The 21036-nt window shown below is 64.6% G+C and carries 10 protein-coding genes and 3 pseudogenes; 6 read left to right on the top strand and 7 right to left on the bottom strand.

The features are described 5' to 3' along the window. Position 1: 1 nt before the first annotated feature. Both SHTP_RS21825 and SHTP_RS30510 read right to left on the bottom strand, forming a co-directional pair. Positions 2–4852: pseudogene (locus SHTP_RS21825) on the bottom strand (amino acid adenylation domain-containing protein); the annotation flags it as partial. A gap of 22 nt (positions 4853–4874) precedes the next feature. Next, positions 4875–5204, bottom strand: a pseudogene (locus tag SHTP_RS30510) (condensation domain-containing protein); the annotation flags it as partial. A gap of 186 nt (positions 5205–5390) precedes the next feature. Here SHTP_RS30510 and SHTP_RS21815 point away from each other — a divergent pair. Further along, complete coding sequence (locus tag SHTP_RS21815) at positions 5391–6593, top strand: ISAs1-like element IS2404/ISMul1 family transposase (protein ID WP_420872973.1); 1203 nt, start codon at positions 5391–5393, stop codon at positions 6591–6593. Positions 6594–6671: 78 nt separating this feature from the next. Here SHTP_RS21815 and SHTP_RS21810 read toward each other — a convergent pair whose 3' ends face one another. Then, entirely contained in the window at positions 6672–7253 is a 582-nt protein-coding gene (locus SHTP_RS21810) for a condensation domain-containing protein (protein WP_096371761.1), read from the bottom strand. An 870-nt stretch (positions 7254–8123) separates the two neighbouring features. Here SHTP_RS21810 and SHTP_RS28060 point away from each other — a divergent pair. After that, on the top strand, positions 8124–8336 hold the full coding sequence (locus SHTP_RS28060) for an MmpS family transport accessory protein (RefSeq protein WP_231991188.1): 213 nt from the start codon (positions 8124–8126) through the stop codon (positions 8334–8336). A 169-nt stretch (positions 8337–8505) separates the two neighbouring features. On the opposite strand, the gene SHTP_RS21800 is transcribed toward SHTP_RS28060, so the two are convergent. Continuing rightward, a complete protein-coding gene (locus tag SHTP_RS21800; RefSeq protein WP_231991807.1) occupies positions 8506–9930 on the bottom strand; it encodes a cytochrome P450 in 1425 nt (474 codons plus the stop codon). A gap of 961 nt (positions 9931–10891) precedes the next feature. After that, on the bottom strand, positions 10892–11341 hold the full coding sequence (locus SHTP_RS21785) for an STAS domain-containing protein (protein ID WP_096371759.1): 450 nt from the start codon (positions 11339–11341) through the stop codon (positions 10892–10894). Positions 11342–11662: 321 nt separating this feature from the next. On the opposite strand from SHTP_RS21785, the gene SHTP_RS21780 reads away from it, so the two are divergent. Together SHTP_RS21780 and SHTP_RS21775 are read left to right on the top strand one after the other, a co-directional pair. Continuing rightward, entirely contained in the window at positions 11663–12883 is a 1221-nt protein-coding gene (locus SHTP_RS21780; RefSeq protein ID WP_172900578.1) for an acyltransferase family protein, read from the top strand. Between the two features lie 132 nt (positions 12884–13015). Further along, positions 13016–13720: an Rv0518 family GDSL lipase gene (locus tag SHTP_RS21775; RefSeq protein ID WP_420866624.1), complete on the top strand. Its 705-nt coding sequence runs from the start codon at positions 13016–13018 to the stop codon at positions 13718–13720. Between the two features lie 297 nt (positions 13721–14017). Here SHTP_RS21775 and SHTP_RS21770 read toward each other — a convergent pair. Both SHTP_RS21770 and SHTP_RS21765 read right to left on the bottom strand, forming a co-directional pair. Continuing rightward, positions 14018–16180 (bottom strand): annotated as a pseudogene (locus tag SHTP_RS21770) (acyltransferase family protein). Positions 16181–16231: 51 nt separating this feature from the next. Further along, positions 16232–17104, bottom strand: coding sequence for an alpha/beta hydrolase (locus tag SHTP_RS21765; RefSeq protein WP_020727513.1), 873 nt, complete (start codon positions 17102–17104; stop codon positions 16232–16234). A 224-nt stretch (positions 17105–17328) separates the two neighbouring features. Here SHTP_RS21765 and SHTP_RS21760 point away from each other — a divergent pair, with 224 nt between their 5' ends. Both SHTP_RS21760 and SHTP_RS21755 read left to right on the top strand, forming a co-directional pair. Then, positions 17329–18192 carry a universal stress protein gene (locus tag SHTP_RS21760; protein WP_096371756.1) on the top strand — a complete coding sequence of 288 codons (864 nt, stop codon included), beginning with the start codon at positions 17329–17331 and terminating at the stop codon, positions 18190–18192. Between the two features lie 122 nt (positions 18193–18314). Then, positions 18315–21032, top strand: coding sequence for a cation-transporting P-type ATPase (locus tag SHTP_RS21755; RefSeq protein WP_096371755.1), 2718 nt, complete (start codon positions 18315–18317; stop codon positions 21030–21032). Positions 21033–21036 lie beyond the last annotated feature (4 nt).

The raw sequence follows: 21036 nt of genomic DNA, 5'->3' as shown, positions 1-21036 counted from the left end.
GTCAGTGGAGGAAGTTTTTGAGGTGGTTGGTGTAGGTGGGGGTGTGGTTGGGGTGGAGGAGTTGGTGGTGTGTGCAGTTGGTTGAGTGGGTTGTGGTGGGGCCGGTGAGGTGTGGTTGCCAGGCGTGGAGGAGGTATGCGGCTTTGGTGTGGGTGCTTTCGTAGGTGGGGTGGTTGGGGGGTGGGGTGTGTTCGGCGGCGATGAGCAGGGTGGGGCCGGTGTAGGTGTGGGGTTGGTGGTGTTGGTAGAGGGTGATGTTGTGGTTGTGGTTGTGGTTGGTGGTGAGGTGGTGTAGCTGGTCGTCGGGGATGGTGGTGTGGTGGTGGCCGAGCAGTGTTTGCAGGGTTTGGCGGTTGTTGCGGGGGGTGATTGTTGGGTCGGTGTTGGTGTCGAGGGTGGGTAGTGAGTCGAGCAGGATGAGTCGGGTGTCGGTGTGGCCGCGGTGGTGTAGTTCGATGGCGATTTGGTGGGCGAGGACGCCGCCGAAGGACCAGCCGAGGAGGTGGTAGGGGCCGGTGGGGTGGGTGTTTTGGATGCGGGTGGCGTAGTTGCGGGCCATGGCTTGGAGGGTGTGGGGTGGGGTTTCGTCGGCGTTGAGGGTTTGGTTGATGCCGATGAGGGGGTTGGTGAGGTGGGCGGCGAGGGTTTGGTAGGGCCAGCTGATGCCGCTGGTGGCGTGGATGCAGAACAGGGGTGTGCCGGTGCCGGTGTGCAGGGTTTGGATGGGGGGGATGGTGGCGGGTTGGGCTTGGGTGTCGATTCGGTGGGCGAGGGTGGTGATGGTGGGGGTGTCGAAGATGTCGGCGACGCGCAGGTCGGTGTGCAGGGTGGTGTTGGTGGCGGCGATTAGGCGCATCGCCGACAGGGAGTCTCCACCCAGATCAAAGAAAGAGTCGGCGGCGCTGACCCGGTCCTCCACACCCAGGATTTGGGCGTAGAGGCTGGCCAGGGTTTCTTCCACCGGGCCTTGCGGCGCGACATAAGCCTGCGCGCTAGTGGTGTAGTCGGGGGCGGGCAAAGCGCGGCGGTCGAGTTTGCCGTTGACCGTCAACGGTAGTTCGTCGATCAGCATGAAGGCGGCCGGAACCATATACGCCGGCAACACCTGGCTCAACGAGGCGCGGATGTCGGCGGTGTCGAGCCCGGTCCCCGTGGTGGTGGTGTAGTAGGCGACCAGCCGGGTTTGGCCGGGGGCGTCGTCGCGGGCTATGACCACCGCCTGCTCGACCCCGTCGAGGGCGGCTAGGGCGGCGGTGACTTCGCCGCATTCGATGCGGTAGCCGCGGATTTTGACTTGTTCGTCGGTGCGGCCCAGGTATTGCAGTTGCCCGTCGGGGCCCCAACAGACGAGGTCGCCGGTGCGATACATCCGCGACCCGGCCGACCCGTACGGGCAGGCGACAAACCGGGCCGCACTCGACGCGCCGCGGCGCCAATAGCCGACGCCGACCCCGGTACCGGCGACATACAACTCACCCACCACCCCGGGCGGGACTGGGCGCAGCCAGCTGTCGAGGACGAATATCCCGGCCCCGGGTACGGGTGCGCCGATGGGCACCACGGTCTCGCCGGCGTGCAGGGGGTCGCTGGTGGTGGCGTAGATGGTGGTTTCGGTGGGGCCGTAGGCGTTGATCAGGGTTCGTCCCGGCGCCCACTGATCGACCAGCTTTGCTGGGCAGGCCTCGGCTGCGACGATCACCGTCTCTATATCCAAAGTCGTCGGCGTCAACATCGCCAATGCTGAGGGGGTTTGGCTGAGGACGGTGACCTGCTCGGTGACGAGGAGCTGGTGCAGGTCTTCGGGCGAGATGATGACGTGTTCGGGCACGACCACGACCCGCCCTCCGGTGAGGAGGGCGCCGAGGATTTCCCAGACGGAGACGTCGAAGGCGTAGGAGTGCCATTGCGACCAGACCGCGTTGGTGGGGATGTCGAGATCGAGTTGGGTGGTCAGGGTGGTGGCGTTGTGGTGGGTGATGGCCACGCCTTTGGGGGTTCCGGTGGTGCTGGAGGTGTAGATCAGGTACGCCAGGTCGTGGGGGTCGGGTGGGGGTAGCGGGGTGGTGGGGTGGTGCTCGAGGGTGAGGGTGTCGAGGGCGATGGTGGTGATGGCTGGGGTGGTGGGGAGGTGTTGGGCGAGTTCGGTGGTGGTGATGATCGCGGTGGGGGTGGTGTCGGTGAGCATGAACGCGATACGCGTTGGGGGGTGGTGGGGGTCGATGGGTAGGTAGGCGGCCCCGGTTTTGAGGACGGCCAGGATGGCCAGGATGGCGTGGTCGCTGCGCGGTAGCAGCAGCGCAACGACCGCACCCGCTCGAGCCCCGTGGGTGGTGGTGAGGTGGTGGGCGAGTTGGGTGCTGGCCGTATCGAGGTCGTGGTAGGTCCAGGTGTGGTCCTCAAACGTCAGGGCCGGGGCGTGGGGGTGGGTGGCGACGATGTTGGTGAAGGCAGCCGGGATCGAGATCGCCGTGGTGGCGGGAGCGGTGAGGGTGGGGTGGTTGCCCCAGGTGCGCAGTTGGGTGTGTTCGGTGTCGGTGAGTAGGTCGAGGTGGTGCAGGGGTTGGTCGGGGTGGGTGGTGAAGGTGGTGAGGGTGTGGTGCAGGCGGGTGGCCAGGGTGTTGATGGTGGTGGGGTTATAGACGTCGGTGCGGTATTCGATGGTGCCGGTCAGGGCCGGTGCTGTGTCGGGGCTGGTGGGGTGTTCGGCCAGGGAGATGACCAGGTCCATGCGGGCGGTGTGGGTGGCGACCGGATACGGGCTGATGCGGGCCTGACCCAGGCGCATTTCGGCACCGTCGTTGGTGTGTTGGGTCCAGGGGTGGTTTTGGAAGGCGAGCATGACCTGGATGAGGGGGTGGTGGGTGCGGGAGCGGGTGGGTTGGAGGTGTTCGACCAGGAGTTCGAAGGGCACGTGTTGGTGTTCGAACGCGGTCAGGCTGTCCTCGCGGATGTGGGCCAGTAGGTCGGTGGGGGTGTCTGCGGGGTGGGTGTGGGTGCGCAGGACCAGGGTGTTGACGAAGAACCCGATCAGCTCGTCGAGGTGGGGGTGGGTGCGTGCGGCGATCGGGACGCCGATGGCGATGTCGTTGGTGTCGGCGAGGGTGGCTAGGACCACGGTCAGGGCGGCGTGGATGACCATGAAGACCGAGACGTGGTGGGTGTGGGCCAGGGTGTGGATTGCGGTGGTTAGTTCGGGGGGCCAGCTGAATTGGTGGCTGGCGCCGCGGTAGTCGGCGATCGGGGGGTAGGGGCGGTCGGTGGGCAGGGGCAGGTGTTCGGGGAGTCCGGCCAGGGTGTGCTGCCAGTAGGCCAGGTCGGTGGCCAGCAGGCTGGCCGGGTCGTGGGGGTCGCCGAGGAGTTGGTGGTGCCACAGGGTGTAGTCGGCGTAGTGCACCGGCAACGGCACCCAGGCCGGCGGGTGTCGGTGCAGGCGGGCGGTGTAGGCGGTGTCGAGGTCGCGGGCCAGCGGGCCCAGCGACCAGCCGTCGGTGGCGGTGTGGTGGATCAGCAGTACCAGCACGTGCTGGTGGGGTGCGGTGTGCAAGATGGTGGCGCGGATCGGGATCTCGGCGGCTAGATCGAAATGGTAGTTGGTGGCTTCGTCGATAGCGGTGTGCAGGTGTTGGGGTGTCCACCCGCGGGCATCGACCACCTGCCAGCTCATGTCGGCTTGGTTGGGGGTGAGGATGTCTTGGTAGCCGATCCCCTCGCTCGTGGTGCTGAAGCGGGTGCGCAGGGTTTCGTGGCGGGTGATCAGATCGTCGAGTGCGGCTCGGAGTGCCTCGGTGTCCAGCGGGCCGTCCAGGTGCAGGACGACCGGGATGTTGTAGACCGCCGAGGGGCCTTGAAGCTGCTCAAGAAACCACAGCCGGGACTGGGCAAACGACAACGGCACCCGTGGCGGGCGCTCACCGGCGACCAACGCCGGCACCGCCTGCGTGGTCGTGGCGGCCCCGACACGGTGTGCTAGCCCGGTGATGGTGGGGGCCTCGAACACATCAACAACACGCAGACCGGTGTGCAGGGTGGTGTTGGCGGCGGCGACCAAACGCATGGCTGAGAGGGAGTCTCCACCCAGGTCAAAGAAGGAGTCGGCGGCGCTGACCCGGTCACTGCCGCCGAGGATCTGGGCGTAGAGGTTGGCCAGGACTTCTTCCACCGGCCCCTGCGGCGCCACATAAGCCTGCGCGCTAGTGGTGTAGTCGGGGGCGGGCAGCGCGCGGCGGTCGAGTTTGCCGTTGACCGTCAACGGTAGTTCGTCGATCACCACGAAGGCGGCCGGAACCATATACGCCGGCAGGACCTCACTTAACCGGTCACGCAGCCACGCCGTATCGATCCCACCGCCACCGATGGTGGTGGTGTAGTAGGCCACCAGCCGGGGCTGGCCGGGGGCGTCGTCGCGGGCGATCACCACCGCCTGCTCCACCCCATCGAGCGTGGTCAGGGCGGCGGTGACTTCGCCGCATTCGATGCGGTAGCCACGGATTTTGACCTGCTTATCAGCGCGGCCCAAATACTGCAGTTGCCCATCGGGGCCCCAACACACCAGATCACCGGTGCGATACATCCGCGACCCGGCCGCCCCGAACGGGCAGGCCACAAACCGGGTCGCGCTCAACCCACCCCGGCGCCAGTAGCCGACACCCACACCAGTACCGGCGACATACAACTCACCCACGGTTCCGGGTGGGACCGGGCGCAGCAAGCCATCGAGGACGAATACCCCGGCGCCGGGCACGGGTGCGCCGATGGGCACCACAGTGGCGCCGGCGTGCAGCGGGGGTGCGGCGGTGAGGTAGATCGTGGCTTCGGTGGGGCCGTAGGCGTTGATCAGGGTTCGCCCCGGAGCCCTGTGCGCGCATGCGCCTGTGGTCTTGGTTTTGCAGGGTTTCTACGGGGAATCGCTGATGTTGCACCGCTTTTTCGATCCGGGCATGGGTGTGTCTGCAGAACTGGGCGATGCTGGATCCCGGTGTGGAGATCAACGTTAACGGGACAGTGCCCACCATCAACCCGGTGAAGGTCATTGACTCAGGTTTGACACGGCGGCTCACCGGGAAATCGATGACAACCTCAGAGTGGTGATCGCACCACTTCCCGACCAGCAGCGCGCACGCCGCGGTTAATATCGCCGATCGGCGCACTCCTAGCGCCCGGCAAAGTTTCTGCACCCCGGTGACGATCGCGGGATTCAGCTGCACCGGCGCGGAAACGCCGTCGCTTTCGATGTTGTCGTCTAGGGGGCAGGGCTCCGGCGTTGTTGATTAGCAGGCTTGTGGGCTGGGTTGATGATCTTTGGTGCCGCGCTATTGGGGCCGGAGTGTAGGCACGGGCTATCTGGAGAACGATCGAGTTGGTTACTGTTCGTCGTTGGTCTGGAGTTGCCCGTGCCTATCGTTTCAGTATTGCCTGTGTCGTCGGTTCCAGAGGTGTTCGACCGCTGGAGTCCTGGTGAGCGCAGCGAGCTCATCGGATCGGAGTTTCTCGATGTGTTGGCCTCGGTGCCAGACCCGAGGGGCCCACGCGGTCGGAGGTATTCGCTGATGGCTTTGTTGGCGATCGCGGTTCTGGCCACTGCCGCGGGGATGCGCGGCTATGCTGGTTTTGCCACATGGGCGGCCACCGCTCCCGATGATGTGTTGGCCCAATTAGGGGTCCGGTTCCGGCGGCCCAGTGAGAAGACCTTCCGCGCTGTTTTGTCTCGGCTAGACCCCGCCGACCTCAACGCCAGGATGGGCAGTTACTTCACTGCACACGTGGCCAGCAGCGACCCCAGTGGATTGGTGCCGATCGCGTTGGACGGCAAGATGCTGCGTGGTGCTTTACGCGCCAAAGCGACAGCCACGCATCTCGTGTCGGTGTTCGCCCACCGTGCCCGATTGGTGCTCGGTCAACTCGCTGTCGCCGAGAAAAGCAATGAAATTCCCTGCGTACGTGCCCTGCTCACGCTGCTGCCGGGTAGCTTGCGGTGGCTGGTCACCGTGGATGCGATGCATACCCAGGTCGTCACCGCGAAGTTGATCTGCGCCACCTTGAAGTCGCACTACCTGATGATCGTCAAGTCCAACCAAGCCAAAATACTTGCGCGTATCACCGCGCTGCCCTGGGCCGAGGTGCCCGCAGCCGCTACCGACGACTCCCGCGGCCACGGCCGTGTCGAGACCCGCACCCTGCAAATCATCACCGCTGCACGAGGAATCGGCTTCCCCTACGCAAAACAAATCATCCGGATCACTCGTGAACGCTTGATCACCGCCACCGACCAGCGCAGCGTGGAGGTGGTCTATGCCATCTGCAGCCTGCCGTTCGAGCACGCCCGCCCTACCGCGATCATGACCTGGATGCGTCAACACTGGGGAATCGAGAACAGCCTGCACTGGATACGCGACGTCACCTTCGACGAAGACCGTCAAAGGGCACATACCGGAAACGGCGCACAGGTCCTAGCAACGCTACGCAACACTGCGATCAATCTGCACCGCCTCAACGGCGCCGACAACATCGCCGAAGCCTGCCGGATCACCGCTTTGACCGCCAACCGCCGCCTAGACCTCCTCAATCCACAATTCCCCAGCTCACAAGCCTGCTAATCAACAACGCCGGAGCCCTGGGGGGCTGACGAAGCGATAATCGACATCGTTTGCGGGCAGATGATTTGCCCAATAGTTTTAATCGCTGTCGTAGTCAGGCGAGTTCTCGTAGGTGGTCTCGAGGGCGATGAGGTCCTGCAAGGAACCGATGAAGCTCGGAGGAACCGGAGCATCAGCGATCAGGGCTAAGTAGTTCATAGCGATCCGGATGCAGTGGACCATCAAGCCGAATCCGTCACTGACGAGATGATGGAAACAAGAATAGAAATAGAATTGGTCGGTACTGACCTGGTATAGAGCGTATCTGTGCAAGCGTTCGTCGAGTGCCATGGGCTGATTTCGGCTCAGTAATGCACGCCGGTAGGCCTCTTGGACGGCGTCGTCATATGAGCGGAGATCATAAAACGGCATTTCAACGTCATCGCCGGGGGCGATGTGCTGAAAAACTTCGCCGTCTTTTTCCAAGAAAACAGCTCTGAGTGAATCGCTTTCCTGCAACGCTTGCTGTATGTCCGTTTCGAGAATGTGCGGAATTATCGGGCCATCGATCACGACAAAATTCGCGATGTTCCATCGCGGCCCAGCGCCGTTGATCTGCAGGTCAATCCAGATGCCCAGCTGGCCGCGGGTTAAAGGCAATCCGCCCTGCCGTGGCCCCACTGATCAACCTCCGATAATACCTATAGCAAGCGGGAAATGGCGCCCATGCAAGCTGGAAAGCTATGCGTCTAGACTTTCCGCAACCAACCTCACCAGCAATAGCAGGCAAAGATCTCATCTACCTTTGCCCGGGCGGTCAGGGCCGCCCTGGCTTTCGAGCATCTGCGGAAAACGTCTGTGGACGACCCAGAGCATATGTCGCGATTCTGTATAGGTCGACTCGAATTCAAAATATGAACACAATTTGTCGCGCCGGGGTTGAAACTGTTCAATATAAGACATGAATGTTTCATTGATGGGTGCGCATGGCCGCCCATCGGGCGGGGAAGCCAGTCTCGGGGTTAGGCGGGTTGTCTATCGCCGGTGGTTGCGTTGCTCCGTCTGCCGGCTCCGGTGTGATGTCAAAGGGCACCCTGAACAGTAAACTTATGCTGAAATTCTGCGCCTGGGTGCACCCGTCGCACGGTTTGGGTTGCGTCACCACTGGTTGTGGTCACGCGGAGAGGCGCCCACCGGGGATGGGTTGAATGGGCTTTCCAAACACAGGTATTTTCCGCTGCTCTGTGGTCCACGGCGCCTCCGGTCCGTGCCCCGAAGATGTGCCTCTGATAGTTCGGCGGGCAGCGTAACTACGGGTGGAACTAAGATTGGTTTTGAAAAAATACTGGGTTGCATACAATTTGTTGCCAGGGTGCATAGGTGTCGTTAGCCTCTGGCATGTCTCGTATAATAGAGGCAATCTGGTCAATGACATCATGCTTATCCTTCGGCATAATATAGTTTCGGTGTTGGGGCGGCGGTAGATCCCTATTGTGGCTGTCTTGGTGATTGTCAGACCGGCACTGGTGGTAGCGCGGATGCAACCCGAAAATGGTGACGTATGAGGTGTCTGATTCTGGTGCCTATGCGGATATTGACCACCTCGACCCGGAAGTGATACCGCGTGACCTCAACAAAATAGCATTGCCGTGGCCTATAACTGTCAGGGCTACAGCAGAATCGGTCGCCCCGATATTGGTAGCCCAGGGTGATGGTTCGACGATAAGTGGTCGTATTAGCATTGATGGCGAGGTTAAGGGATGAACGTACGTCGAACGGTGTGAATGCGCGGACCTTATGTCCGGTGAAGGGGCTAGGACAAAAACGCAGGAGAAGCCGGGCAGATCAGCAGATACACGCTTCCTACGACGCGAAGCGCGCCAAAGATCAGTCCTCAGACACCTCAGCGAGTCGATCCACGATCCTGGCGAAATCACGACGCTGAAGAAGACGCTGAAGAATCAGACAACGTCGTCGTACACACCTCTTGGCTTGGCCTGCGTTGGTTTACCCGGGCACGGATAGGTCCGGCAGGGACGATGGGTAGTGGAATGGCAACGGGGAAATCCCCATCGAGTGAGTGGATTTCAGCCTCGCGGATGATCGTGGCTAGCGCTAGGCTCGCTTCGAGCATGGCGAAATGATCCCCGAGGCAGGAACGCCCGCCGCCTCCGAATGGCAGATACTGCCAGCGGTCGCGGCCTTTGGATTTCTTCGGAGCGAACCGATCGGGATCGAACGCTAGCGGATCGTCCCAGAGTGCGGGGTCGCGGTGCATGGCGTACACACCGACAAGGCAGTAGGTGCCAGCTTGCACGCGATACCCATCCACCTCGATATCTTGCATGGCTCTTCGCGCCACCGTGGGGCCCGGCGGGCACAGCCGCATAGCTTCTTGCAGCACTTGGATCGTGTATCCGAGGCGAGGGACATCGGCAGGCGTTAACGGACGATCGCCCAGCTCAGCAGCCTCAGCGGCGAGTCGATCCTGTAGCTGGGAATGTTGCCCTAGCGCCCACAGTGCGTAGGTCAGCACCGTCGAGGTGGTGTCTTCGCCGAGGATCATGAAATAGACCATCTCGTCACAGATCTGCTGGTCAGACAAGGACTCTCCGGTGTTGGGGTCAGTCGCATCAATCAGGGCCCTAATCAGCGGTGCTTCTCGACTCGGATCAGCCCGGCACGCCGCCAGCATGTCGGCCGCGATCTTGTACATAGCGTCGTAGGCGCCCCGAGCCCTTCGTCGCGCTAGGGTCGGTAGCCAGTGCGGCGCGCGCACAGGTCGTGCGGAACGATCAGCCGCCCATTTCGCCGCCAATGTCACGCCAGTGGTTATCACGTCAGCCTTGTCCTGTAGGTCCAGCCCAAAAACCGAGTGCCCCACGACACGAAGAACCAGCGCGTGAGAAGCCGCGTTCAGATCGACCTCCGCGCCGTCAGGCCATCCCAGGAGTATGTGATTGGCTGCCTCGGACATGTGTCCAGCAAATCCGGCGACGCGCTGCTTGGTGAATATCGGCTGCAGTGTGCGCCTTCGTGGAAGCCAGGTGTCGTGCGGGAGGTTCAGCACGCTCTCGCCGATGGCGCGACGCAGATCCTTCAAGAGTGGCAGCGTTCCTCGGTCCGACAACGCACCTGAGCGCCCCAAGACGTCGCGAGCCCCTTGGGGTGAAGTGACCATGACCATTGGTGGTACGAGCCGTTTGGGACCCAACCAGATACGAGTCACCGACCCACCAGCGTCACGCAGGGCCTCACTGCCAACATGAAGCGTCTTGAGCGCCTTCAGCTGTTGCCAGTAAGGCAGTGGGTTTCTCGGCGCCAAGGGCAAAGAACGGATATTGGGCGGATCAACCACCAAGACAACTCTTTCAACCAAGTATCTCGTCGGACGTTGCGTTCGATCAAAGGCACTGAACTCCATTTGGCCAGCCCGAAGCCTTCGGCCGCTGTACTGCCGATAGGGCGAGAGGCTGCTGAGATTTCGACACCAATCAAAGAGCGTTGGCCTCAAGGGATTCTCAATGAATCTGGATGACCCAGCATGGTCGCGTTGGTTTCTTCCCCGACCGTCCGTGCCGGGCCGCGATGTCGACGATCTGCTCACATCAGACTGCGCCGTACATGCGTTTGTGTTCGGAGATCGCTGTTGATCGGAACGGGTGGGAGGTTTCGTCGGGAGGCTGTGGTGGTTGCCGTTGGTGGGTAGCGTGAGGTTGCGCGGTCTGCGATAGTGCTTATAGCTCAGCGGGATTCGCGTTTCCCGTGCTGCGCGGTGCTGGTCGGTGGGTCGATGTTGCTGATGGCCGAGAGTGCTGGGTCTTGCGAATAGTTCTGCTACACAACATGATCCGTAACTCAGAATCGTTATCTGCTGATGTGAGAGGTGTTTAGCGGCGTCGCGAGGGTCAGATGCAACGATGCGGTGCAGCTGTTGCCCCGAGTTGGCTCACTTTAGTGCGCCTCGTCAGCGAGGACGTGAATCGGCAGCGGCTCGGAATCCGTCGGCGAGGCGCCGTATTAGTGCGCAAGCCTCGGCTAAACCACTCCCAAAGTTCAAGGCGCCACAGCTACCGCGAACCGCCAATCGTGAGCCAAATCAGGACAGGCCACCTCAACGGTGGCCGGCGCTCCCGTTACCGCAGGTCAATCCGTCACGGCGTCGGTGATCTATCACCCACAGCAAATGGGTGCTGACCCTGACCCTGGCGACCCTGGCGGGGTGCTCGCGGTCGTGGGAGTCTGCCGGCTGCGGCGGGCGCGATTCGGGCGCGATAACTGCCCAGCGGGCCTGCCGACAACAGCTCGGATCTCGCGCGCTAAGCGGTTTTGCGGACCAGCGACAACATCAGCTGACGGCGACTGCTGTTGGCCTCAGCCAGGTTGCGCAGCGCCTCGTGCACCGAATGCGCGACCGGAAACATCGTTGCCATGTCCTCACCCAGTAGCTCAACCACGGCCGGGCCTGCGACCAAGGTCCATTCCGCTCCCGCGGCGTGGCACTCCTCATCGATGGCGGCCAGCAGCGAGATCCCGGCCGGAGAAAAGTGACTGACGTCGCCGACATCGAAGACCACCGGGTTCGTCCCGTGGATGAAGTGCTGGATGCGCTCGGTGACCTGATCGACATTGACGGCATCGATCTCGCCCCGGATGGTCACGATGGTGGCCAGGTGGCGGCAGTGCGCGCGGACCACCGCGCCGCTGCACTCGAAGGTGCCATTTTTCTGTCGATCGGCGAAGCTCGACGCAGTGATCGCGATACCCATCAGCGGCCCCCATTCCCCTTGGTGTTGTGTAGCTCGGACCCGGTCAAATTCTGTCTCCCAACGCTGCACGTCAAAACTAAGGAGACCAACAGTTGCGTCTAACTCTTTGCTAAAGATGTGAGGCCGGCGACCCGCCGCGCGCTTCCCAACCGGTGCACAGGCTTCGTGCGGCATTTCGGGCGAGCGGAGCTGCTAGGCTGCCGATTGCCCGTCGGGGGGCTTGTGAGGTGGCTGGATCCCCGGGTCAGCCGCACTAGCAGGCGAACCAGACAGCGGATTTCTAGATGGAGAGAGCGCGGAAAGACCATCGTGCGCAGCCCAATGCTCCAAGGTGAGATCAAAGCCCTGACGGGACTCCGCATCGTCGCCGCGGTGTGGGTGGTGCTGTTTCACTTCCGCCCCATGCTGGCCGATGCATCGCCGGATTTTCGGGAGAACCTCGCTCCGGTGCTCAACTGCGGCGCACAGGGCGTCGACCTGTTCTTCATCCTCAGTGGGTTCGTGCTGACCTGGAACTATCTCGATCGCATGGGCCATTCGTGGTCGACGCGGGCGACCCTGCACTTTCTGTGGCTGCGGCTGGCCAGGGTGTGGCCGGTGTACCTGGTCACCATGCACCTTGCCGCGCTGTTGGTGATCATGACCCTGCACGTGGGGCATGTGCCGCTGCCCGAGGTCGGTCAGCTCACCGCGGTCAGCTACATACGCCAGGTGCTGATGGTGCAATTGTGGTTTCAGCCCTTCTTCGACGACTCCAGCTGGGATGGGCCGGCCTGGTCGATCAGCGCGGAATGGCTGGCCTACCTGCTGTTCGGCGCACTGGTTCTGGTCATCTTCCGGATGACGCATGCCACCCGGGCGCGCAACCTGATGTGGTTGGCGTTCGCGGCGTCGTTGCCCCCGGTGATCCTGTTGCTGGCCAGCGGCCAGTTCTACACGCCCTGGAGCTGGTTGCCCCGAATTGTCACCCAATTCGTTGCGGGTGCGCTGGCCGCCGCCGCCGTGCGCCGATTGCGGCTGACCGACCGGGCCCGGCGGGCCTCCGGCTACCTGTCGGTCCTGCTGATCGCTGCCATCGTGGGCATCCTCTACCTGGTTGACGCGCACCCGATAAGCGGAGTCGTGGACAGCGGCGGGGTGGTCGACGTGCTGTTTGTGCCGTTGATAGTCACCCTCGCGGTCGGCGTGGGTAGTCTGCCGAGGTTGCTGTCGACTCGGGTCATGGTTTACGGCGGTGAGATCTCGTTCTGCTTGTACATGGTTCACGAGCTGGTGCACACGGCATGGGGTTGGGCGGTGCTGCAATTCGAGCTCACGCCGCAGGACAATCCGTGGAAATGGAATGTCATCGGCCTGCTTGTGATCGCCGTGGCGGCCTCGGTACTGCTGTACCACTTCATCGAAGAGCCAGCCCGGCGCTGGATGCGTAGGATGGTCGATGTCAGAGCCGTGACGGCCAGAATCGAGCCCAGCGAGCCGGTGAACGGTAAGCGCAATCAGGCCGATGGTGCGCTGGAAGGGTTTTCGGCTCGCGCGGTTTGAACAGTGGCGCGCTTGGCCGTGATTCATCGGACGTGACACGTGGGATGCGTCATTTGCGAGGTAGCGACGGGTTCCCCGTATGATTTGATTTGCGTGCGGCACACAGTGATTCGGTCTGTGGTGGAGGTGGTGGTGAGTCGTCTGGTCATGGTCGTGATCGGTCTCACCCTGCTCGTCGGTGTGGTCGTTGGATTTCCGCTGCGCCCGCTGCACCCGGCGCGGGCGCGCGCATACGACGCCCTGACCGTGGACTATCGGCTCAGCCATATCGCGGTGATCGGTGATTCCTACACCACCGGCACCGATGAGGGCGGCCGGGGACCGAATGCGTGGACTTCTCTTGCCTGGCGAGAGCTGGCCCAGCGAGGCATGCGGATCAACGCCGACGTCGCCGCGGAGGGCAGGGCCGGTTACGGCATGCCCGGCGACCACGGCAGTGTGTTCGAGGATCTGACCGCCGGTGCGGTCAAACCCGACGATGCACTGGTCGTGTTCTTCGGCTCGCGCAACGACCAAGGGGTGGACCTAGGGCTGCTCGGCGACCGGGCGCGCAATGCATTCGACCTGGCGCACAGCGTCGCGCCCTCGGCGCGGCTACTGGTGATCGGACCGCCATGGCCGACCCCTGACGTACCCATTCCGGTGTTGCAGATTCGCGACGTCGTCCGCGCGGCCGCCGGCTTCGCACAAGCCGAGTTCGTCGATCCGATCGCAGAAGGCTGGTTCTTTGACCGCCCCGACCTGATCGGCGCGGACGGTGTGCACCCCAACGACGCCGGACATGCATATTTGGCGGATAAGATTGCGCCGCTGATCGGCGCGCGGCTGGCCGGTTAATTCCAGGTAACTTGATTAGCTCCAAACGCGAAGTTGCGCTGGGTGTTTAGCGAGCATGCGGCTGACTTCTCAGTCTTCGGCGTGCCGTTCGTAGTCCCAACGCTCAAGGCGCGCTTGCAATTGCATGACGCCGAGTCCCGCGAGCGGCGTGACGACCGTGGCGAATACCAACAGCATCGGACTCATATCTGAACCTCCAAAGCTCTTTTATTCCTAGCACGTTCGGCGCCCCCGCGTGGTTCATTCGCCAGAAAACTCGCCGAGGAATTTGGCCGTGATGACCGGCAATCGCCCGGGTCAGCCCGCGGCCAGGGCACGATCGGCGAGCGCACCGATGACGGGTGCCAGTAACTGCGCGTATTCGGTCGTCAGGTGATTGTCGTCGCGGAACACCAGGGTGTTTCCGATGATCGTGGGGCAGCGATCCGGGGTGCAGAACAGGTCGGTCAGGTCCGCGTAGTGGCCCCCGCCGGCTTCGGTGGCAGTCTGTTCGGCGGCGACGCCGCCGGCGTTGGTAGCAGCGGAGCGCGACGGTGCGCATGCGCCGGCGTCGTCGAGATGGGCGGAAAGGCAGGTGGGCACCGACGACTGCGGATCCGCGACGGGCCCCAGGACCAGGACGCTCGAACCATTGCGACGCAGCTGCGCCACGGTCCGGTTCAAGGTGTCGATCCATGCGGGGTCATACGAGGCGAAGCTGAAGTCCGGTTGATAGCGCCGGCTCATGCTCAGCACCACCAACCGTGGCCGTTCGCTCTGTAGCCGCCCGATGATCTCGCCGCGCCACTGCTCACACTCGGTGTACTCGCGGCCCAGATACGGGCTGAGGATTGGTAGATCCTGCATCGGGCAGGTCACTTTGGCCAGCGTTTCAAGGCGCCAGTGGCGCTGTTCGGCAACCAATTGCAGCGCCGGGTCCCACATCGCGGCGTGCGAGTCGCCGACCAGGGCCACCGTTGTCGGCGAGGCGGTGTCGGCCGTTGCGCACTCGCTTTGACCGAGGTCGCGCCAGAAGCGCAGGCACCCGTTGACGAACACCGCCGCCTTGTCGCCGGGCGCGGCGGCCAGCGGTGGATTCAGGTTGGACGGGACGCCGCCCAGGCCGGCGGAGGCCGCGACCGCCGCGCGCACCGCGGCGAACGCCTGCTGGACCGCCGCCTCCTGTGGGCTGAGTGCTCGCTGGGGTAGCGCGGCCGGGGGCAGCGCAATGATCTTGGCTTCCGGGGCCGCGGTTCCATGGCCGACCGGTACCGGTATCGCGGTGAGCAGCAGCGCGCACGCGCACGCCGCGGCCGCGGTGGCCGCCGCCGCCAGTGTCAGGCTGGCCCGGACCGATCGCAATGCCGCGGTGAACCGCCCTGGATTCTCGACCAGATACATCGTGATCACCGCCAGGCCGGCGGAGACGGTCGTAGCGGCCAGCCGGGCCGGCAGGCCCGCGGGGTCACCCAGCAGCGGCGGCAGGAGCAGCAGCACCGGCCAGTGCCAGAGGTACCACTAGTAGGACACCCGGCCGATGGCGCGCATGACGGGCCGGCACAACACCCGCCCGACCCCCATGGCACCGGTGACGCAGCCACTGGCGATCACCAGCGCGGTGCCCAGTACCGGCAGCAGCGCCGCCGTGCCGGGATACGGGGTGTTCGGGCCCAGTTGGGTGCAGGTGAGTAGCAGCAGCGCCAAACCGCCCCATCCGACGATGGTCGCCGGGACCAGCGGAAGCCGGCGCCACTGCTGCATCGTTAGGGCAACCAGGCCACCGACGGCGAGCTCCCAGGCCCGGGTCGGCAGCGAGAAGAACGCCCATGGCGGCGAGGTGCGGGTCCAGATTGCCGCGGCTGCCAGCGATGCCGCGGCCACCAGCACCAGGACCACCGCGTACGGGGTGGCGCCGCGGTTGTTCTTCCCGATACGTCGTAGCAACCACGCGGTTGCGATGATCAGCGCCGGCCAGACCAGATAGAACTGTTCCTCCACCCCGAGCGACCAGTAGTGCTGGAAGGGCGATGGCGGCAGATCGGAGGCCATGTAGTCGGTGCCTTGGACGGCGAACCGGTAGTTGCCGACATAGAGGGCGCTGGCGATGCCGTCCACGAAGACCCGTCGTGCTTGTAGCGGCGGCAGCACAATGGCTGAGACGATCGCCGTGGCGACGCCCACGGTTGCCGCGGCCGGCAGCAGCCGGCGAGCGCGCGCACCATAGAAGCGGCCCAGCGCGACCGTATTCGTGGTGGTCACTTCGCGCCAAAGCAGCCCGGTGATCAGGAAACCGGAGATGACGAAGAACACGTCCACGCCGATGTAGCCGCCGGAGATCCCCGGAATACCCGCGTGGTACAGGACAACCGCCACCACCGCGATCGCGCGCAGGCCCTCGATGTCGGGGCGAAACGCGATTCGCGGACCGGGCCGCTGCGCTGCGCGGAGCTGGCTGGCGGACCGATCCTGCCGGATTGTCATCAACGTCGTCTTGTCATCAATTTGGTCGGTTCGTGGGGGCCGCACGCATGGCTAGGACGCCATCCAGGCGAGTTCACCGGGAAGGTGCTCGCGCCAGTACTCCGCGTCATGCCCGCCGGGGGAGAAACTGCCCGCCGGTGGATTCTTCAGCTGGTTCACGAATTGGCGGGTGGCGAAGTAAAAGCGGTCGCTGGTGCCGCAATCCACGCGCAGTGGAATCTGGTTGAGCGCCGGCAGACCCACCACGCGGTGCGCCATCCAATCGTCGTAGCTGTCAAAGGCTCCCGGCGCGCTGCCGGTGAAGGAGCTGAACAGGGCCGGGCTTATCGCACAGATCCCTGCGGTCCGTGCCGGGCCCAGCCGGGCCCCCAGCAGCAGCGCCCCGTATCCGCCCATCGACCAGCCCAGAAAACCTACCCGGGAGGTGTCCATCCCCATCGCGGCCAACATCGGCAACAGCTCCTCGAGCACCATTGCGCCGGAGTCCCCGCCGGAGGCCCTGCGGTGCCAGTAGGAGGTCTTGCCGCCGTCCACGCCCACCACGGCGAAGGGCGGCTTGCCGGACTTCACCAGCTGTGCGAGGCCTTCTTCGACACCGAGGTCGAGCATCATGCCCGCGTTGCCGTCCTTGCCGTGCAGGGCGATAACCGGACGCAGCAAGCCGGTCTGGCCGGGCGGAAGGGCGATCACCCAATTCGTCTTGATGCCGCCGCGAGCAGCCGAGATGAACGAGCCGGACAACCTGGTCGGCAGGCTGCTCCCGGCCGCCGGGGGCTCAAACGGAGCGGGTGCCTGCGGTGGGGCCGCCTTGGGTTCGAGGGGATTCAGCCATGCGCTCAGCGCCCACATCCCGGCGGCTCCTGCGCTGGTGCCGGCTCCCATACGCAGCACCGCGCGACGGGTCAGGTCAGCCACGAGCGCCATGATGCCGTGCCGACACCGGGTTTCCGGCCGAGGCGCGCCGGACAACCGGGCAACGTAATTGTCGCGTGACATCCCGGCGTGCCCGGTGAGCGCGGCTAATCCACAGCGAGCCGTTGTGTAGCGAAGTTGCCGAAAAGTGCGGCGCGTAGATTCCGTTGTGGAGCAATGCGATGTGACCAGTGATGGCGGGCCTTGTTGCCCGGGGCCTATCCAGGAGGTGCACCGTGCCGGTGAACGCGGTTGTGGGATACGACGGCTCGCCGGGGGCGAGCACGGCGATAGAAGCCGGTGCGTTGTTGTTCCCAGGAGCGCGCGGATGGATCACCTATCTCTGGGTTCCGCCGTTCGCCAGCGAAAAGGTGCGCCGGCGTCTGCGGCCCATGGCCAGCAACACCAACGAGTTGGTCGAGATGGTGGAGCGCGAGGGGGAGCTCGAGGCCCGGCGAGTGGTCGCGATGGGCGCGACCCTGGCCCGCGCCGCCGGATGGGATGCCGAACCGGTGCTCAAGCGGACTTGGGGGCCCGAAGGACTGCGCATGGCCGAGGAAGCCGACGAAGTTCAGGCAGACCTGGTACTCGTCGGCACCCGGGGGCTCGGCGGGACGCAAGCGGTGCTGGGCAGCGTGGCCGACATGGTGCTGCACCGCTGCCCGCGACCGGTGGTCGTGGTGCCCAATCCGATGCTGGCAGCCGAGTACGACGCGCTGCCGAAGGGGCCGATGGTGGTGGGATGGGACGGCTCGGCCGGCTCGGAAACGGCGTTGGCGGCGGCCAGACGCCTGTGCCCGGACCGGGAGGTGGTGCTGGTGTGCGTCGGCGACGGTAGTGCGCCTCCGCCCGCGGCGGGCGTGGGAGAGCTTCGGCAGCTGAGTGTCGAACGTGGTCGCGGTTTCCACGCTCGAGCCGTCTCCGAAGCGCTCGTAGCGGCCGGACAGGACAACGGCGCGGCCCTGCTGGTGGTCGGCTCGCGGGGACATTCCGGCGCGCGCGAGACATTGCTTGGCAGCGTCGCAATGGGCACCGTGCACCACTCCCATCGGCCGGTCCTGGTGGTGCCGAGCGGGTGGCAGGTTCCCGCCGACTCCTGAGCGCCGACGGGGCGCTTGGACCTAGGTCCGCGCGGTGGGTGACTTCCGGCTCTGACCCCGCAGGGGTTTGATCAGGCAGGGTGGGAGCCATGACTTGTCGGTTTCCTGGCGAGGTGAGGTGATTGTCGGTATCGGTGACCGCCACCGCGGCCCATCACGGTCTGCCGGCCCACGAAGTGGTGCTGTTGCTGGAGACCGATCCGCACCGCGGATTGTCCGATGGCGAGGCGGCCGAGCGACTGCAGCGATTCGGGCCCAACGCCCTGCCGCTGGCCAAACGTGGCGGCTTGCTGCTGCGCATTCTGCGGCAGTTTCACCACCCGCTGATCTATGTGCTGCTGGTTGCCGGGGCGATCACCGCGGGCTTGCAGGAGTACATCGACTCCTCGGTGATCTTCGGGGTGGTCGTCCTCAACGCAATCGTGGGTTTCATTCAGGAGTCCAAGGCCGAGTCGGCGCTGGGGGGGCTGCGGTCCATGGTGCGCACCCAGGCCACGGTGATTCGGGACGGCCACGAGCACACCGTGGCTTCCGAAGATCTCGTTGCCGGAGATTTGGTGCTGCTCGAGAGCGGCGACAAGGTGCCGGCCGATCTGCGACTGGTGCGAGCAACGGAACTGCACCTCAACGAGTCGGCGCTGACCGGGGAGTCGGCGGCGGTCCACAAATCCGTGGCCGTACTGCCGGAGGCAACTCCGGTAGCCGACCGACTCAACATGGTCTATTCGGGCACCTTGGTTACCGCGGGCCGGGGCGCGGGCATCGCGGTCGCGACCGGCGCCGAGACTGAACTGGGCGAAATTCATCGCCTCGTCGGGGCCGCGGAAACGCTCATGACGCCGCTGACCGCCAAACTCGCCTGGTTCAGCAAGGTCCTGACCATCGCCATCCTGGGTCTGGCGGCGGTCACCTTCGCCGTCGGGCTGCTTCGGCAGCAGGACGCCGTCGAGACCTTTACCGCCGCGATCGCGCTGGCGGTCGGTGCGATTCCCGAAGGCCTGCCGGCCGCGGTGACGATCATCTTGGCGATTGGGGTGGCCCGCATGGCCAGGCGCCGCGCCGTCGTCCGGCGCCTGCCGACGGTGGAGACGCTGGGCAGCACCACGGTGATCTGTACCGACAAGACCGGAACGCTGACCGAAAACCAGATGACCGTTCAGGTGATCTGGACCCCCGACGACGTCGTTGAGGTGACCGGCACCGGCTACGCACCCGACGGCATCCTGCAGGATTGCGATGGTGCACCGATGTCGATGGACGCGAATGCGGCGTTGCGCTGGACCTTGATCGCCGGGGCGAGCTGCAACGATGCCGCGCTCACCCATGACGACGCGCGCTGGGACATCGTCGGCGATCCCACTGAGGGGGCGATGCTCGTCGTTGCCTCAAAGGCCGGGCTCGACCTCGGGCGACTCGCGTCCGGAATGCCACGAGAGGCGGCCATCCCGTTCAGCTCCGAGCGCCAGTACATGGCCACGTTGCATCGCGACGGTGTCGATCGTGTGGTGCTGGCCAAGGGCGCGGTGGAGCGAGTGCTCGAGCTGTGCAGCTCGCAGATGGGTGCCGACGGCGCATTGCGCCCGCTGGAGCCTGGCGCTGTCGTGGACGCTGCCGAAATGCTCACCGCCCGAGGTTTGCGGGTCCTGGCCACCGCGGTGCGTGTTGGCGGCAGTCCCCTGGAGCTCAACGAAGACACGCTGCCGGGCGACCTGGCGTTCACCGGGTTGCACGCGATGCTCGATCCGCCCCGGGGGGCCGCGCGGCGTGCGGTGGCGGCCTGTCACACCGCCGGCATCGACGTGAAGATGATCACCGGTGATCACGCAGGCACTGCCACGGCGATCGCGGCGCAGGTGGGGTTGCTCGACGATGGCGGACCCGGCCCGGGTGCCGTTCTTACCGGCCCTGACCTCGCCGCGCTGGACGCCGAAGACTATTCCGACGCCGTGGACCAGGCCACCCTGTTCGCCCGGGTCTCGCCCGAGCAGAAGCTGAGACTGGTCCAGGCCCTACAGGCCAGAGGGCACGTGGTCGCGATGACCGGCGACGGCGTCAACGATGCGCCGGCGCTGCGGCAGGCCAGCGTTGGTGTCGCGATGGGCCGAAGCGGCACCGAAGTCGCCAAGGACGCGGCTGACATGGTGCTGACGGATGACGACTTCGCCACCATCGAAGCTGCGGTCGAAGAGGGACGCGGGGTATTCGACAATCTGACGAAGTTCATCACCTGGACACTGCCCACCAACATCGGTGAAGGGTTGGTGATCTTTGCCGCCATCGCATTCGGCACCGCCCTGCCGATCTTGCCGACTCAGATCTTGTGGATCAATATGACCACCGCGATCGCGCTCGGACTGATGCTGGCGTTCGAGCCCAAAGAGGCGGCCATCATGTCCCGTCCGCCGCGCGACCCGGACCAGCCGTTGTTGACGCGCACGCTGGTGGGGCGCATTCTGCTGGTCTCCACGCTGCTGGTGGCCTCAGCCTGGTGGCTGTTCGAATGGGAGGTCGGCAAGGGCGCCAGTGTCGAAGCTGCCCGGACCGCGGCGCTGAACCTCTTTGTTGTCGTTGAGGCGTTCTACCTCTTCAGTTGTCGGTCGCTGACCCGCTCGGCCTGGCGGATCGGCTTCTGGTCCAACCGCTGGATCATTTTTGGGGTCGCTGCTCAAGCGATCGCCCAACTTGCCATCACCTACCTTCCCGCGATGAACGCGGTCTTTGCGACGGCGCCGATCGGCGCCCCGGTATGGCTGCGTATCTTCGGCGTCGCCACCGTGGTCAGCTTGGTTGTGGCCGCCGACAAGTTGGTGCGCAGGATAGCCCCAGCACAGCGCAGGTAATTCT

This window comes from Mycobacterium ulcerans subsp. shinshuense (assembly GCF_002355775.1).
In the GTDB taxonomy this organism is placed as follows: Bacteria; Actinomycetota; Actinomycetes; order Mycobacteriales; family Mycobacteriaceae; genus Mycobacterium; species Mycobacterium marinum.
This window is presented reverse-complemented; position numbering and strand designations above follow the sequence as displayed.

Coding starts and splice junctions, on each gene's coding strand:
- SHTP_RS28060 (WP_231991188.1), top strand. CDS start 8,124: ATGGTGACGTATGAGGTGTCTGATTCTGGTGCCTATGCGGATATTGAC.
- SHTP_RS21765 (WP_020727513.1), bottom strand. CDS start 17,104: ATGGCGCTCGTGGCTGACCTGACCCGTCGCGCGGTGCTGCGTATGGGA.
- SHTP_RS21780 (WP_172900578.1), top strand. CDS start 11,663: ATGCTCCAAGGTGAGATCAAAGCCCTGACGGGACTCCGCATCGTCGCC.
- SHTP_RS21785 (WP_096371759.1), bottom strand. CDS start 11,341: ATGGGTATCGCGATCACTGCGTCGAGCTTCGCCGATCGACAGAAAAAT.